We start from the raw sequence: 13,980 nt of genomic DNA, 5'->3' as shown, positions 1-13,980 counted from the left end.
TCACGGGTTTCTCGTCGGGCGCCCGGTGGGCGCCGGTCGGCTCAGGCGTACCAGTAGGCCGAGGAGATGGTGTTCTGGAAGTTGGAGGACGCGTTGCCGACGTGCCCCTCCGGGATGGACCCTTGGGTCCCGAACCCGTAGGTACCGGTGTAGACGTACCAGGTCCAGTTGTCCCTGTTGCGGTACGACAGGGTGTTGTTGTCAGGGCTGAGGCTGCTGTTGGTCGGGTACTTGTCGTTGCCGAAGTCCCGGTCCGAGTACTCCAGGTCGAAGACCAGACCGCTGGAGCCGTAGTAGTAGTAGAAGCCCATCTCACCGGAGTTGACGGTGCCGTCGGTCGCGGCGGCGGAGGCCGTGCCAGCGGTGGCGAGGGCGCCGACGGCGAGGGCGGCGCTGGACAGGCCCAGCGCCGCCAGGCGCTGGAGGTTTCTGCGGTGTGCTCGCATGAGAACTCATCCCCCATCTGATCTGTTGCTTCTGATCGGTTCTGTTGCTTTGATCGCGAATGCGATCGACTCTGTGTGCCCTGGAACTCCAACATGATCAAAAGGTGGTGTCTACTGGCGCAACTGCCAGTATGAATCCCAGAAGTAACGCCCTAGCATGTGCGGAATGGTGGTTTTTGATGAGTTTCGTAGCCGAGGTGGCCTGGTGATCCGAACGCGTATGGCCGCGGCCGCCGTCGCACTGTCCTTGTGCGCCGTGGCCACCGGCTGTACGGCGGGCTCCGAGGACATCTCGTCCGGGTCGGCCGCCAAGGCGGCGCAGGACGCGTACTCGGACTGCCTCGCCGATCAGGGCCTGGTCATGGAGAAGACCACCGAGGGAATCGAAGTCCCCGACAAGACCGCCAACTCCCCGGAGGCTCTGGACTCGGGCACGAAGCGGTGTGCGCACCTCATCCCCGGCGACCAGTCGTCGCCGCCCGCGGAGATCCTGGCCCAGGCGCGCGAGGAGTCGAAGTGCATGCGCGCCAACGGCGTCGAGGACTACCCGGATCCCGATCCCGGCACGGCGGACATCGCCCTCTCCGACTCGCTCGGCGAACGGCTCAAGTCCGACCCCGAAGCACTCGCGGCGGTGCAGAAGTGCCTCGCCGGAAACACCAACAGCGACGGAACGACCATCGAAGGCGGCTGAGACGGCGGTGCAGGAACTCGCTCCACCGAATGCGGACGACCGCCACGATCTCTCCGACCGCGGCCTCGACCGGCGTCGGCGCTGGGTCGTCGTGGTCGCGGTCGGCGCGGCGCTGCTCGCCTCGGCGGGCGTGGCCGCCTCCTCCGTGATCAAGTCACCGGCGCAGGCGGCGGCGGAGGCCCGGCCGCCCGCCGAGAACGTGCTGACGGCCGTCGTCGAGAACCGGAGACTGATCTCCTCCGTGATCACCCGCGGCGAGGTGATCGCCGGCCAGTCCGTGGCGGTCTCGCCGCAGGTGTCGGGTGGGGACGAGGGCACGGTGGGCGCCGTCATCACCAAAATCTCGGTCGAGGCCGGGGAGACGGTGAAGAACGGGCAGGTGCTGATGGAGGTCTCCGGCCGCCCGGTGTTCGTACTGCGCGGCAAACTCCCTGTATACCGGGATCTGCGGCCGGGTGCCACCGGCGACGACGTGGCGCAGTTGCAGAAGGCCCTCGGCGACCTGGGGCACGGCACCGGCTCCGACACCGAGGGCACGTTCGGGGCGGGCACCAAGTCCGCCCTCGAATCCTTCTACGCGTTCATCGGCTACGACCCGCTGCCCGCCGTGGACGACGACGGTGAGACGCTCAAGGCCGCCGCCGACGCCGTGAAGGCCGCCGAACGCGCGCTGGAGGACGCGCGGGACGCGCTCGGCTCGGCCGCGTCAGGCGACGGTACGAACGGCGAGAGCGGCGAGACCGGTGATCTGCGGAAGGCCGTGGAGCGCGCGGAGGAGGACCTGGCCGACGCGCGCAGCGTGCACGCCGAGGCGCAGGCCGAGTCCGGTCCGATGCTCCCGGCCGGGGAGGCCCTTTTCCTGGAGAGCTTCCCGGCCCGGGTGGACTCGGTGTCCGGCGCCGTGGGCGGCGAAGTCTCCGGGACCGTGATGAGCGTCTCGTCGGGAAGGCTCGTCGTACGGGCGTATGTCCCGGAGTACCAGAAGGGGCTGCTGCGTCCCGGCCAGAAGGTGACCATCCTCTCGGAACTCAGCGGGATCTCGGCCACCGCGAAGGTCACCTCGGTCGCCGACACGATGACCACCGCCGGAGAGGGTGGCAGCGGCGAGCGCGGCGAGGGCGAGGACGCGGCGACTGCCGGGGAGTCCGGCTACCTGGTGCGCGTTACCCCGGACAAGACGCTCGACGCCCAGCTGACCGGCCAGGACGTCCGGCTGACCATCGAGGCCGCCTCCACGGACGGCAAGGCCCTCGTCGTGCCCATCACAGCCATCACCTCGGGCGCCGACGGCAGGACCGTCGTCACGGTGCTCGAAGAGTCCGGCGAGCGCCACCGGGTCGAGGTCCGGCCAGGCACGACCGGTGACGGATTCGTGGCCGTGGAGCCCATGCAGAACGGCGCTCTGGCCGCCGGGGACCGCGTGGTCACCGGAGTCTCCACGACCACTCGGGACACCGGCAACGCTCGGGACACTGGAGACGCCGGATGACCGCACGCGAGCCCGGCCCGGCGTCGGCGTCCGGCTCGGCGCGGGCATCCGACCCGGTGCCGATACCCGGTCCGGCGTCCGCGTCGATACCCGGCCCGGTGTCGGCACCCGCCCCCGACGCGCCCCCCCGTGATCGCATTCCGGCAGGTCGGGCTGACCTACCCGGGGCCGCCGCCCGTTGAGGCTTTGCGGCCGTGCGATCTGACCGTTCGGCGGGGCGAGTTCGTGGCCGTTGTCGGTCCCTCAGGCTCGGGCAAGTCGACGTTCCTGAACATCGCCGGGCTGCTGGACGCGGCCACGACGGGCACGTACCTTCTGGACGGCCTGGACACCGGCACGCTCAAGGACGCGGACCGCACCGCGCTGCGTGGGCGGCGGATCGGGTTCGTCTTCCAGTCCTTCCATCTGCTGCCGCACCGCAGCGCGCTGGAGAACGTCACGATGGCCATGGTCTATACGGGCGTGCCGCGCCGGGAGCGCCGGGACCGGGCGGCCGAGGCGCTGGAGCGGGTCGGACTCGGTCACCGCATCGGGTCGTTGCCCACCCGGCTGTCGGGCGGGGAACGGCAGCGGGTCGCCATAGCCCGCGCCCTGGTCGGCCGCCCGTCGCTGCTGCTGTGCGACGAACCGACCGGAAACCTCGACACCGCCAACGCCCAAGCCGTACTTCGGCTTCTGGAACAACTGCACGCGGACGGCATGACCGTCCTGGTCATCACGCACGATCCGGAGGTGGCGGCGAGGGGAGCCCGTACGGTGTCGATCCGCGACGGAGTGCTCAGTGAAGTCGGGGCGAACACGGTGGCGACCGGGTGACCCGACGCCTGCTCCGCCTCCGTACCCGTACGCGCACCCGCCGGGCCGGGCGTCCCGTGCCGCCCTCGGTCTTCTCCACCCGCGATCTGTTCTCCGAAGCGCTCGCCGGCATGCTGCAACGGCCCGCCCGTTCCACGCTGACCGCGCTCGGCACGGTGCTCGGCGTCGGAACCTTCGTGGCGATCCTCGGCCTGACCGCGACGACCTCTTCGCAGATCGACGCCCGCTTCAACAGCCTCACGGCGACCGAGGTCACCATCGAGGACGTCGCCGCGGAGCAGGACCAGTACGCCGGGTACGCCTTTCCCGACGACGCCGAGAGACGTGTCGAGCGGCTGAACGGCGTCCGCAGTGCCGGGGTGTACTGGCCGGTGCGCCTCGACAGCGACACCGTCGTGCGCTCCGCACCGGTGGGGAGCGCGGCGCAGGGCGAGCCGACGGAAGTGGTGGCCGCGTCCCCGGGAGTACTGGAGGCGGCCGGACCCACCGTCGCCCAGGGGCGTATCTATGACGACCGCATGTCCAAGAACGCCGACTTCGTGGCCGTCATCGGCTCCGGAGTGGCCGAGCGGCTCGGGATCACCACACTGGAGACCCGGCCCGCGGTCTTCATCGGCGACCAGCCGCTCACGGTCACGGGCATCATCACGGACACCAGGCGCAAGGCCGACCTGCTGGCGTCGGTGGTCGTTCCGCACACGACGGCGCGGAAGATCTGGGGAGAGCCCGGCGACGGGTCGGCCGCGATGCTGGTCTCCACGGAACTGGGCGCGGCCCAGCAGATAGCCCGGCTCGCCCCGACGGCACTGCGACCCGACCACCCCGAGTATCTGAAGGCCGTACCCCCGGCGGACCCCCGCACTCTCCGGTCGAGTGTGGGCAGCGACCTCAATCAGCTGTTCCTGCTGCTGGCGGCGGTCTGCCTGGTCATCGGTGCGGTCGGCATTGCCAACACCACCCTGGTCGCGGTTCTGGAGCGGACCGGCGAGATCGGTCTGCGCCGCGCGCTCGGCGCACGGAGCAGGCACATCACCGCCCAGTTCCTCGCCGAGTCGGCCGTGTTGGGGGGACTCGGGGGGCTGGTCGGCAGCTCTCTCGGCGTGATCACGGTGGTCTGCGTGGCACTGGCCCGCGACTGGACCGCCGTCGTCCATCCGGCGACGGCCGCGGCGGCTCCGGGGATCGGTCTGCTCACCGGCGTACTCGCCGGTCTGTACCCGGCCTGGCGCGCATCGCGGGTCGAGCCCGCGGAGGCCCTTCGCCGCTGAGGCCCAGCCGTGGATACGCGGGTCTTCGAAGTCAGGCGCAATGCCGTGACTCTGTTGGTGATCTTGTCAGGCTGGTGCGGGGAACATGGTCGTGCACAGAGCGTGGAAGCATCCTTCCCGGCGGCGCTTCCTTGGGGCACTGTCGAACCAGTCGGCGAGGCGGTGGAGGTTGCAGGCCATGGCGGTCAGGACATGCTGGACATGGGTGCGGGCGAGTCCTCGGTAGCGGGTTCTGCGCAGGCCGCAGGTGCGGATGTTCTGCGAGAGGGTGGCTTCGATACCGGCGCGGATCGCGTACCGCTGCTGCCATTCCTCGGTGGCCTGCTCAAGCCGGTTGTGCGTCTGGATCTCATGCAGGGGCCGGGGCAGGAGTGCGAGTGCCCGTGGCCGGACGGCGGAGTCGGTGCACTGGGCGCGGACCGGGCAGGCCAGGCAGTCCGCCTTGGCGAACTTGACCTGGATATAGTCGTGTCCGCTGATCCGTAGCGGTCTCCATTCCCGGCTGACGGCGCCTTGGGGGCAGGTGGCCTGCCGGTTGTCCCAGTCGATGGTGAACGCGGATTTGTCGAAGCCCTTCTCGGCCCGGGCCTGGTGGCTGTGGTCGGGGACGATCGGCCCGAGCAGGGTGATGCCGTGCACCCTGCGCGCCCGTTCGATATGGGCGGGCGAGAGGTAGGCGGTGTCCACCACGTGCTCGGCCGGGGCCAGGCCGCGGGCGGCGAGGTCGTCGTGGATCTGCTCGGTCACCTGCCCGTCCTGCACGGGGGCGATGGTGGTGGCCACATGCACCACCAGATGCGGTGCGTCCTGGTCACACGTCTCGGTGAGGTGGGCCCGGTAGCCGCTCCAGGAGGTGTCCCGTTTGACGCAGTAGTGCGCATCGGGGTCGTGGGGCGAGTCGAACCGCAGCGAGGCGGGCGGCAGCGCGGTCCCCTCCCGCCAGCGCAACTCTCCCTGCGGGTCCCAGTAGTAGTGGTGGAGCCAGACCTGTCGCAGGACCTCCACCTGCGGCAGCATCCGCAGGCGGGGCGGGGCGTCGGCCGCCCAGGCGGCGGTGAGGAGCTTTCGGCCGTCCCGGCCGAACTCCTCGGCCCGTGCCACCACGGCCGCCTTCCCGCCGGGCACCCGTGCGATCTCCACCTTCCGGCCGTAGCGTTTGGCCCACTCCGGTTCGATCAAGGGTGCCAGCCAGTCCGGGCCGGCCTCGGCGAGCTCCTCCAGCGCGGCCCGCACGGTCTCACCCGCCAGTTCCAGTCGGCTCAACCGCCGTACCGTGGCCAGCACATGGGTGGCATCGGTGCGCTGCCTGCCTCGCCCCGTGAGCAGCCCGGCCGTGACCAGCCGGTCGAGCATCACCCGCAGCAGCTGGTCGGCCCGGTCGCCTTCGGCGAGCCGGGCCCGGAACTCGCTGAGCACCGAGTAGTCGAACCCCGGGTCCTCCAGCTCCAGGCCCAGCGCATACTTCCAGTCGATCCGGGTGCGGACCGCGTCCGCCGCCGCGCGGTCGGAGAGGTTCTCGGCGAACTGCAGCACCGACACCAGCGCCAGTTGCCCCGGTGACAGCCCCGGCCGGCCGTCCGCCGGATACAAATCCGCGAACTCCTCGTCCTCGAACAGCACCTCCAGCCGGTCCCGCACCAGCATCGCAGGCGTTTCTTTCGGACACGCCGCCCGCGCCGTGCGCGCGGTCCTCGGTGGTATGCGCTGGTAGCTCTTGGGCCGTAGAGACATCACACTCGCCCCGATCCACATCTCACCCGGCCCCTCCAGCGAAGCACCACCGAGCCCCGCCGTCAGCACCTACAACATCACCAACAGAGTCATGCCGTTGACTTTAGGTGTCTGGGGCTGGTGCGGACAGGTAGACCAAGGAGACGGCGTCGAGGGGTCGTTTGCGGGGCTGCGGCGGCCGTGGGCGCTCGGGGTTCCAGGCGAGAAAGCGTGAGATCTTGCGCTTGACCTGTCGGATGACCGTGCGTAGCCGACGCGGCGGGTTGAGTTCCTCCAGCAGCTCGGCCTCCAGCCGTGCCCGGGCGGCGGGCGGATCCTCAGGGGGAAAGGCCCTGGGGGTGAGGCTGCGGTGGACGGCGCGCAGGGCGGCGGTGAAGGACAGCCGGTCGGGATCGAGGGGTGGGTCGCTGCGGGTGGCGGTGCGGTGCATCAGCGCGCGGATGCCGGCGTGGACGGCGAGGTGGGCGTAGATCTCCCGCCGATTCCGCAACTACTACACCAACCGGTTCAAGGGTAACGGCACCGACGCCGTCGACATCATCCGCAACATGCTCACCGCGGAAGACGACCCACCGATCAGCGCAGGCCGCATCTATCTGATTGAGCGCGTCGTCGACGGCGGAGCCAAGCTCCTGCCTTCGATGCTGCCGGCCGATAAGTTGACGGAGTTCTGCCAGGGCTTCGCCGACATCCTCCTGGAGAAGGTGGGCCAGGAGAACACCCTGTTCAAGCGGCGCCTGGCCGCTCTGCAGTCAAAGACCTCATAACGAAGATTTCGTAACGAAGAACTCGCAACGGAGCACGCCGTTTTCGTAACAGCCATCTTCCTGTCCATCCCCGCAGCCCTGTTCCTCGGCGGCAAGGCGATCACCTTCTGCTGACGCGGAGACTCACCTTCTCCCGCACCAAGGCGGCGCAATGGGGTGAAGGCGCCCTGCTGTGCCTGTGTGTGGCACTACTCGCCTTCACCGCAGGAAGCATGAGCGGTTTCGAAACCGATCCCGTACGAGCCTGTGAGACGCGCCGCACCGGGACATTTGACCCACAGTCCTTCCGGGACCCCGAGGCGGCCGGCATCACGGTCGCCTCGCGAACCTTCCCGCCCTCGACCACCTGCACATGGCCCGACGGCACACGTGTCGAGCTGGTCCCCCCGTGGGTCAACCCGCTGCTCATTGTCTCGTTGGCCGGTGCTGTCGTCCTCGCCGGATACGCCATGCGTGTCAGCTCACCGCAGCACCATCACCGCAACCACCCACCCCAGCGCCAGCACCACGGCCAGCGGCCACAGCGGGCGCCCCCGTTCGGGCGCCGTGCTCTCCCCGGTCGGCCGCAGCGCGGGATCTGTACGCATCGCGCTGAGCTCGGCGGCCAGTGCGTCGTACGGGTGGACCAGGCCGCGGGTGCGCTCCAGCCAGCCCCAGTGGGGGGCGGCGACAGCCCAGTTGTCGCCGCGCCAGCGCAGCTTCAGCTCGAAGCGTCGGCGTCGTACGGAGCGGAGGTCCTCCCAGGGGACGTGCTGAGGTCCGCGCAGCCCGGTGACCCATAGGCCCGTACGGTCGGCTGTGATGCGCCAGGCCAGCTTCACGGGGACGCGGACCGCGCCGTAGACGCCGAGTACGACGACGAGGGCCAGCTTCCACACGGCGGTGCCGGATTCGGTGAACCAGGCCCAGCAGAGCCAGATGCCCCAGGCCACCAGCAGCGCGGCCGCCAGCCGGTCCAGCCACCCGGCATGCCAGCGGCGCACTGCCACGGGTGTCCGGGTCCCGGCCAACTCCCTGGCCTGCTCCTCCAGTTGGCGGCTCTGCGCCTCCCGGACCTTCTCCCGCTCGATACGCCGCCGGCCCGCGCTCAGCGACAACGGGCGTACGGGCCCCGTCGACCACTCGATCAGCGGAGGCTGGGCCGGGTCCACGTCGGCGCTGAGGACGAGGACCTCGGCGCCGTCGAAGGGCACGCCGTAGAGGACGGCTTCGCGGACCGGGCCCGGGGTGTCGGCGTCCACGACCTCCAGGAGCCGCTCGAGCTCCTCTTCGTCGTCCTCGCCCTCGTCTTCGTCATCCGCCTCGTCCTCCTCATCGTCGTCGAACGAGGTCAGGTCGACCGTGAACAGGGGGCGGATGGCTCGGACGTCGTCCGCCGCGTACACCTCCGTGCTGCCCTCCGCGTCGTCGCGCACGAGGACGCGCAGTACCGGTGCGGGCTCCCGGCGCAGTCCGACGGCCCGGTGCCGGCCGAACCAGGCCGAGGCCAGGGCGGTCGCGCCGAGGCCGGCCACGAAGAAGGCGGCGGCCCAGGCGCCCCGGCGGTCGGCGGCCGAGCCCCAGAGGCCCGAGGTGGCACCGGTCAGCACGCCGAGGGCGAGGACCACGAGGCCGAGGTTGCGCAGGAAGCTGCCGCGCCGCACCGGTTCCTCCGCGTCCGGCAGCCACGCCGTGATGCCCTCGGATGCCTCCAGCGCCCGCTCGTACTGCGCGCTCCGGGCCCGCAGGCGTACGGCGACGACCGCCCAGGCAGCCCCGACGACGAGCACGAAGAGTGCCGTCACCACCCACGGCTGCGACGGTGCCTGGAACGCGAGCGCGAGGAGCAGCGCGGGAGCCCCGGCCCAGACGAGCTCGGGGCGGGCGAGCACCCACAGGACGTACACCGCGAAGGCCGCCGCGAGGAACGGCCACATCCCGCCGAGCAGCACGGCCCAGCCGCCCGCGCACAGCGCGAAGGTGGTCGCTCCGGCCGCGACCGACCTGCGTACGCGCAGGAACGTCCAGCGCGGCGGCAGCGCCGCCGACCAGACCCCGGCCTGCCCGGCCGTCCAGTCCCGGCAGCCGTCGGGTATCGCCATGGCGGGCAGCCGCAGAGGCTCGTCGTACGACACATCTACTCCCTCGGTGCGTGGCTACGCCGGTGACGCCTGAACCGGTGGTGACGGGACACCCGGACGGCGAAGGAGCCACCACCCTCTCGTACGGCCGAAATCGCCCATCTCCTCAAGATCCCGGGTATGCGGGCCGCATCCTCGGCGCCTGACCGGGTGTGCGGACCGCCTCGGTCCCCTGAGCGCGCGGCCTCGACGGATCGGGATCGCTGACCGACGCGCGAGGTCACCGTAGCCCCATCGGCCCCAGTCGCCTCGTGGCCCGAGCGGTCACCCCATCGCGAGCAGAATGGCCAGCAGCACCGCACCGGCCAGCGCCGGCGCCACGATCTCATAGGCCCACCGCACCGACGGCTCGCCCTGCGCCCGCTTGTCCGGCCCACGCGCCGCCACCAGCTCGCGCAGCTCGTCCATGATCTGGTCGGCATGGGCGCGCACGGGCCCGGTCGGCTCCGGCATCCGCGACGGACGGACGGCGCCGCCCTCCTTGTCCGCGCGGGCCTGCTGCCGCGCCGCCTTCTTGCGGGCGCGCAGCGAGACGGGTATCGCCCACAGCTGGTACCTGGTGCCGGACTTGTCGAGCACCTCGTTCGAGTAGCCGGAGCGCAGTGTCTCGACTGTGCCCCAGGGCAGCACGATGATGCGGAAAGGGTTGCGGATGCGCAGCCGGTCCTCGTTCGCGAAGACGGCCGGGCGCAGGGTGAAGGCGACGACCAGCGGGACGAAGAAGACGAGCCCGGCGAGCGCCAGCCACGGCGTCCGGCCCTCCCCCACGATCAGCGCGTCGATACCGAGCCAGCCCGCGATGGCGAGCAGCAGCACACCGCCCGCGATACCTGCGGGCGACCGATAGATCCGGTCCTTGTATTCCGGACCCGAGGGCCGCGACGCTTCCGACGAGCCTGGGGAATCAGGAGAGCCCTGGGAATCCGGGGTACCAGGAGAAGCCGGGGTACCAGGAGAACCCGAAGTGCCCGGAGTCTCCGGGGAGTCCGAAGATCCCGAGGAGTCCGGTGGCGGTGACTGATGGTCCGGGTTCGTCATGCTCCCGATTCTGCCCGACGCCTCTGACAACGCTCATCCGCGGTCCCCGAGCCCTCGATGAGCGCCGGGCTCAATTCTCGACGGGCACCAGGCCGAGCTCTCGACGAGCGCCGGAAAGCCCATGGGGCTGTACAGCTGCTACGCGCGTAGATATGCTCCCCTCGTGACCATGCCCACCACAGCACCAGCCGCACACGCACTCGGCGACGTAACCGCGTCCGACAGCACGCTGCGCCGCTTCCTCCACGGGCTGCCCGGCGTCGACGCGGTCGGCCTGGAGGCGCGCGCCGCCTCGCTCGGCACCCGTTCCATCAAGACGACCGCGAAGGCGTACGCCATCGACCTCGCCATCTCGATGGTCGACCTGACGACGCTGGAAGGCGCGGACACCCCCGGCAAGGTCCGGGCGCTCGGCGCCAAGGCCGTCCACCCCGACCCCACGGACCGTACGACCCCCACCACGGCGGCCGTCTGCGTCTACCCCGACATGGTGGCCACCGCCAAGGAAGCCGTCGCGGGCTCGGGCGTGAAGGTCGCGTCCGTCGCCACCGCCTTCCCGGCCGGCCGCGCCGCGCTCGGCGTCAAGCTGGCCGACGTACGCGACGCCGTCTCGGCCGGGGCGGACGAGGTCGACATGGTCATCGACCGCGGTGCCTTCCTCGCGGGGAACTACATGAAGGTGTACGACGAGATCGTCGCCGTGAAGGAGACCTGCGGGACGAGCGCCCGCCTGAAGGTCATCTTCGAGACCGGCGAGCTGTCGACGTACGACAACATCCGGCGCGCCTCCTGGCTCGGCATGCTTGCGGGTGCCGACTTCATCAAGACGTCGACCGGCAAGGTCGCCGTCAACGCGACGCCCGCGAACACCCTGCTCATGCTGGAGGCCGTACGTGACTTCCGCGCGCAGACCGGGGTACAGGTCGGGGTGAAGCCCGCGGGCGGGATCCGCACCAGCAAGGACGCGATCAAGTTCCTGGTCCTGGTGAACGAGACGGCGGGTGAGGACTGGCTGGACAACCACTGGTTCCGCTTCGGCGCGTCCTCGCTCCTGAACGACCTGCTGATGCAGCGCCAGAAGCTGGCCACCGGCCGTTACTCCGGCCCCGACTACGTGACGGTGGATTGATCATCATGGCTTCCGTATTCGAGTACGCGCCGGCCCCCGAGTCCCGGTCCGTCGTCGACATCGCGCCCTCGTACGGCCTGTTCATCGACGGCGAGTTCACCGAGGCCGCGGACGGCAAGGTCTTCAAGTCGATCTCGCCCTCCACCGAAGAGGTCCTCTCCGAGGTCGCCCAGGCGGGCGCCGAGGACGTCGACCGTGCGGTGAAGGCCGCCCGCAAAGCCTTCGAGAAGTGGTCCGCGCTGCCCGGCTCCGAGCGCGCCAAGTACCTCTTCCGTATCGCCCGCATCATCCAGGAGCGCAGCCGTGAACTGGCCGTCCTGGAGACGCTGGACAACGGAAAGCCCATCAAGGAGACACGCGACACCGACCTCCCCCTGGTCGCCGCGCACTTCTTCTACTACGCGGGCTGGGCGGACAAGCTGGACCACGCCGGCTTCGGCGCGAACCCGCAGCCCCTGGGCGTCGCGGGCCAAGTCATCCCCTGGAACTTCCCCCTCCTCATGCTGGCGTGGAAGATCGCCCCGGCCCTCGCGACCGGCAACACGGTGGTCCTGAAGCCCGCCGAGACGACCCCCCTCTCGGCGCTGTTCTTCGCGGACATCTGCCGCCAGGCGGGCCTGCCCAAGGGCGTCGTCAACATCCTTCCGGGATACGGCGACACGGGCGCGGCCCTAGTCGCGCACGAGGACGTGAACAAGGTCGCGTTCACAGGCTCGACAGCCGTCGGCAAGGAGATCGCGCGCACCGTCGCGGGCACCCGCAAGAAGCTCACCCTCGAACTCGGCGGCAAGGGCGCCAACATCGTCTTCGACGACGCCCCCATCGACCAGGCCGTCGAGGGCATCGTCACGGGCATCTTCTTCAACCAGGGCCAGGTCTGCTGCGCGGGCTCCCGTCTCCTCGTACAGGAGTCGATCCAGGACGAGCTGCTGGACTCCCTGAAGCGCCGCCTGTCGACCCTGCGCCTGGGCGATCCCCTCGACAAGAACACCGACATCGGCGCGATCAACTCCGCCGAACAGCTGGCCCGTATCACCGCGCTCACCGAGCAGGGCGAGGCGGAGGGCGCCGAGCGCTGGTCCCCGGCCTGCGAACTGCCGTCCTCCGGCTACTGGTTCGCCCCGACGCTCTTCACGAACGTCACCCAGGCGCACACCATCGCCCGCGACGAGATCTTCGGCCCGGTCCTGTCCGTACTGTCCTTCCGCACGCCGGACGAGGCGGTCGCCAAGGCCAACAACAGCCAGTACGGCCTCTCGGCGGGCATCTGGACGGAGAAGGGCTCCCGGATCCTGGCCGTCGCGAACAAGCTCCGCGCGGGCGTCGTCTGGTCCAACACGTTCAACAAGTTCGACCCGACCTCGCCGTTCGGCGGCTACAAGGAGTCGGGCTTCGGCCGCGAGGGCGGTCGTCACGGCCTGGAGGCGTACCTCGATGTCTGACGCAAGGCTCAGTGTCTTCAAGACCTACAAGCTGTACGTAGGCGGGAAGTTCCCGCGTTCCGAGAGCGGCCGGGTGTACGAGGTGACGGACTCCAAGGGCAAGTGGCTGGCGAACGCACCCCTTGCGTCCCGTAAGGACGCCCGTGACGCGGTGGTCGCCGCCCGCAAGGCGTTCGGCCCCTGGTCCGGCGCTACGGCGTACAACCGCGGCCAGATCCTTTACCGCATCGCCGAGATGCTGGAGGGCCGCAAGGAGCAGTTCGTACGCGAGGTCGCGGAAGCGGAGGGCCTGTCGAAGTCCAAGGCTGCCGCCCAGGTCGACGCGGCGATCGACCGCTGGGTCTGGTACGCGGGCTGGACCGACAAGATCGCCCAGGTGGTGGGCGGTGGCAACCCGGTGGCGGGCCCGTTCTTCAACCTGTCGACGCCGGAGCCGACGGGCGTCGTGGTAGTACTCGCGCCGCAGGAGTCGTCGTTCCTGGGCCTGGTCTCGGTGGTCGCCCCGGTGATCGCGACCGGCAACACCGCGATCGTGGTGGCGTCCGAGAAGTCCCCCCTCCCGGCCCTCTCCCTCGGCGAGGTCCTGGCCACCTCCGACCTCCCCGGCGGCGTGGTCAACGTTCTCTCCGGCCGTACGGCGGAGATCGCGACGCCCCTCGCGGCCCACCAGGACGTCAACGCGATCGATCTGGCCGGCGCGGACGGCGTACTCGCGAAGGAGCTGGAGATCGCGGCGGCGGACAACCTCAAGCGGGTTCTGCGTCCACAGCCTGTGGATAACGCGGATTACTTCGCGAATCCCGGCGCCGAGCGCTTGACGGCCTTCCTGGAGACGAAGACGGTCTGGCACCCGACGGGATCGCTGGGCGCATCCGGTTCCTCGTACTAGCCGTACTGGGCACGCTGGGCGCGTCACGGACCGCACAAGCCAGCAGCCCTGGCCCTCCTCCGTCCAGGAGAGCCAGGGCTGCGATGTGATGCGTGCTCCAAAGGCGACTCGCAGGGTCGGCAAGGAGCCCTCGATGCCGCACACTGTTGCC

Annotated in this window: 13 protein-coding genes; 8 read left to right on the top strand and 5 right to left on the bottom strand. The window is 70.1% G+C overall.

Annotated features, from left to right (window positions below):
- Positions 1-41 precede the first annotated feature (41 nt).
- Complete coding sequence (locus tag ACYVO6_RS35965; protein WP_461068733.1) at positions 42-446, bottom strand: hypothetical protein; 405 nt, start codon at positions 444-446, stop codon at positions 42-44.
- A 205-nt stretch (positions 447-651) separates the two neighbouring features.
- On the opposite strand from ACYVO6_RS35965, the gene ACYVO6_RS35960 reads away from it, so the two are divergent.
- From ACYVO6_RS35960 to ACYVO6_RS35945, 4 genes are all read left to right on the top strand, one after another.
- Positions 652-1,140, top strand: a complete 489-nt coding sequence (locus ACYVO6_RS35960) for a hypothetical protein (protein ID WP_461068731.1) — start codon at positions 652-654, stop codon at positions 1,138-1,140.
- Positions 1,141-1,147: 7 nt separating this feature from the next.
- A complete protein-coding gene (locus tag ACYVO6_RS35955) occupies positions 1,148-2,629 on the top strand; it encodes an efflux RND transporter periplasmic adaptor subunit (RefSeq protein ID WP_461068729.1) in 1,482 nt (493 codons plus the stop codon).
- Positions 2,630-2,758: 129 nt separating this feature from the next.
- The gene (locus ACYVO6_RS35950; RefSeq protein ID WP_461068727.1) at positions 2,759-3,445 is read left to right on the top strand and encodes an ABC transporter ATP-binding protein; all 687 of its coding nucleotides are present in this window, start codon (positions 2,759-2,761) and stop codon (positions 3,443-3,445) included.
- Positions 3,442-4,713 carry an ABC transporter permease gene (locus tag ACYVO6_RS35945; RefSeq protein WP_461068725.1) on the top strand — a complete coding sequence of 424 codons (1,272 nt, stop codon included), beginning with the start codon at positions 3,442-3,444 and terminating at the stop codon, positions 4,711-4,713. The genes ACYVO6_RS35950 and ACYVO6_RS35945 overlap by 4 nt, the downstream gene beginning before the upstream one ends.
- A 66-nt stretch (positions 4,714-4,779) precedes the next feature.
- Here the strand turns inward: ACYVO6_RS35945 and ACYVO6_RS35940 are convergent, their stop codons facing one another.
- The gene (locus tag ACYVO6_RS35940; RefSeq protein ID WP_461068723.1) at positions 4,780-6,444 is read right to left on the bottom strand and encodes an IS1182 family transposase; all 1,665 of its coding nucleotides are present in this window, start codon (positions 6,442-6,444) and stop codon (positions 4,780-4,782) included.
- Positions 6,445-6,547: 103 nt separating this feature from the next.
- Positions 6,548-6,934, bottom strand: a complete 387-nt coding sequence (locus ACYVO6_RS35935; protein WP_461068721.1) for a hypothetical protein — start codon at positions 6,932-6,934, stop codon at positions 6,548-6,550.
- 58 nt (positions 6,935-6,992) lie between these two features.
- On the opposite strand from ACYVO6_RS35935, the gene ACYVO6_RS35930 reads away from it, so the two are divergent.
- A complete protein-coding gene (locus ACYVO6_RS35930; protein ID WP_461068719.1) occupies positions 6,993-7,211 on the top strand; it encodes a hypothetical protein in 219 nt (72 codons plus the stop codon).
- Positions 7,212-7,672: 461 nt separating this feature from the next.
- Here the strand turns inward: ACYVO6_RS35930 and ACYVO6_RS35925 are convergent, their stop codons facing one another.
- Complete coding sequence (locus tag ACYVO6_RS35925; RefSeq protein WP_461068717.1) at positions 7,673-9,325, bottom strand: hypothetical protein; 1,653 nt, start codon at positions 9,323-9,325, stop codon at positions 7,673-7,675.
- 270 nt (positions 9,326-9,595) lie between these two features.
- Complete coding sequence (locus tag ACYVO6_RS35920) at positions 9,596-10,369, bottom strand: PH domain-containing protein (protein WP_461068715.1); 774 nt, start codon at positions 10,367-10,369, stop codon at positions 9,596-9,598.
- Positions 10,370-10,538: 169 nt separating this feature from the next.
- On the opposite strand from ACYVO6_RS35920, the gene deoC reads away from it, so the two are divergent.
- Genes deoC through ACYVO6_RS35905 form a run of 3 tightly spaced genes read left to right on the top strand, consistent with a single transcriptional unit; the run spans position 10,539 to position 13,829 of the window.
- A complete protein-coding gene (gene deoC, locus ACYVO6_RS35915; protein WP_461068796.1) occupies positions 10,539-11,498 on the top strand; it encodes a deoxyribose-phosphate aldolase in 960 nt (319 codons plus the stop codon).
- 5 nt (positions 11,499-11,503) lie between these two features.
- Positions 11,504-12,940 (top strand): aldehyde dehydrogenase family protein, encoded by a 1,437-nt coding sequence (locus ACYVO6_RS35910; protein WP_461068713.1) that lies wholly within the window; start codon positions 11,504-11,506, stop codon positions 12,938-12,940.
- Positions 12,933-13,829, top strand: coding sequence for an aldehyde dehydrogenase family protein (locus tag ACYVO6_RS35905; RefSeq protein ID WP_461068711.1), 897 nt, complete (start codon positions 12,933-12,935; stop codon positions 13,827-13,829). The genes ACYVO6_RS35910 and ACYVO6_RS35905 overlap by 8 nt, the downstream gene beginning before the upstream one ends.
- Positions 13,830-13,980 lie beyond the last annotated feature (151 nt).

The sequence above is a fragment of the Streptomyces pseudoechinosporeus genome (assembly GCF_054783935.1).
Note: the sequence above shows the minus strand (reverse complement) of the source record. Positions and strands in the feature narration are given on the sequence as shown.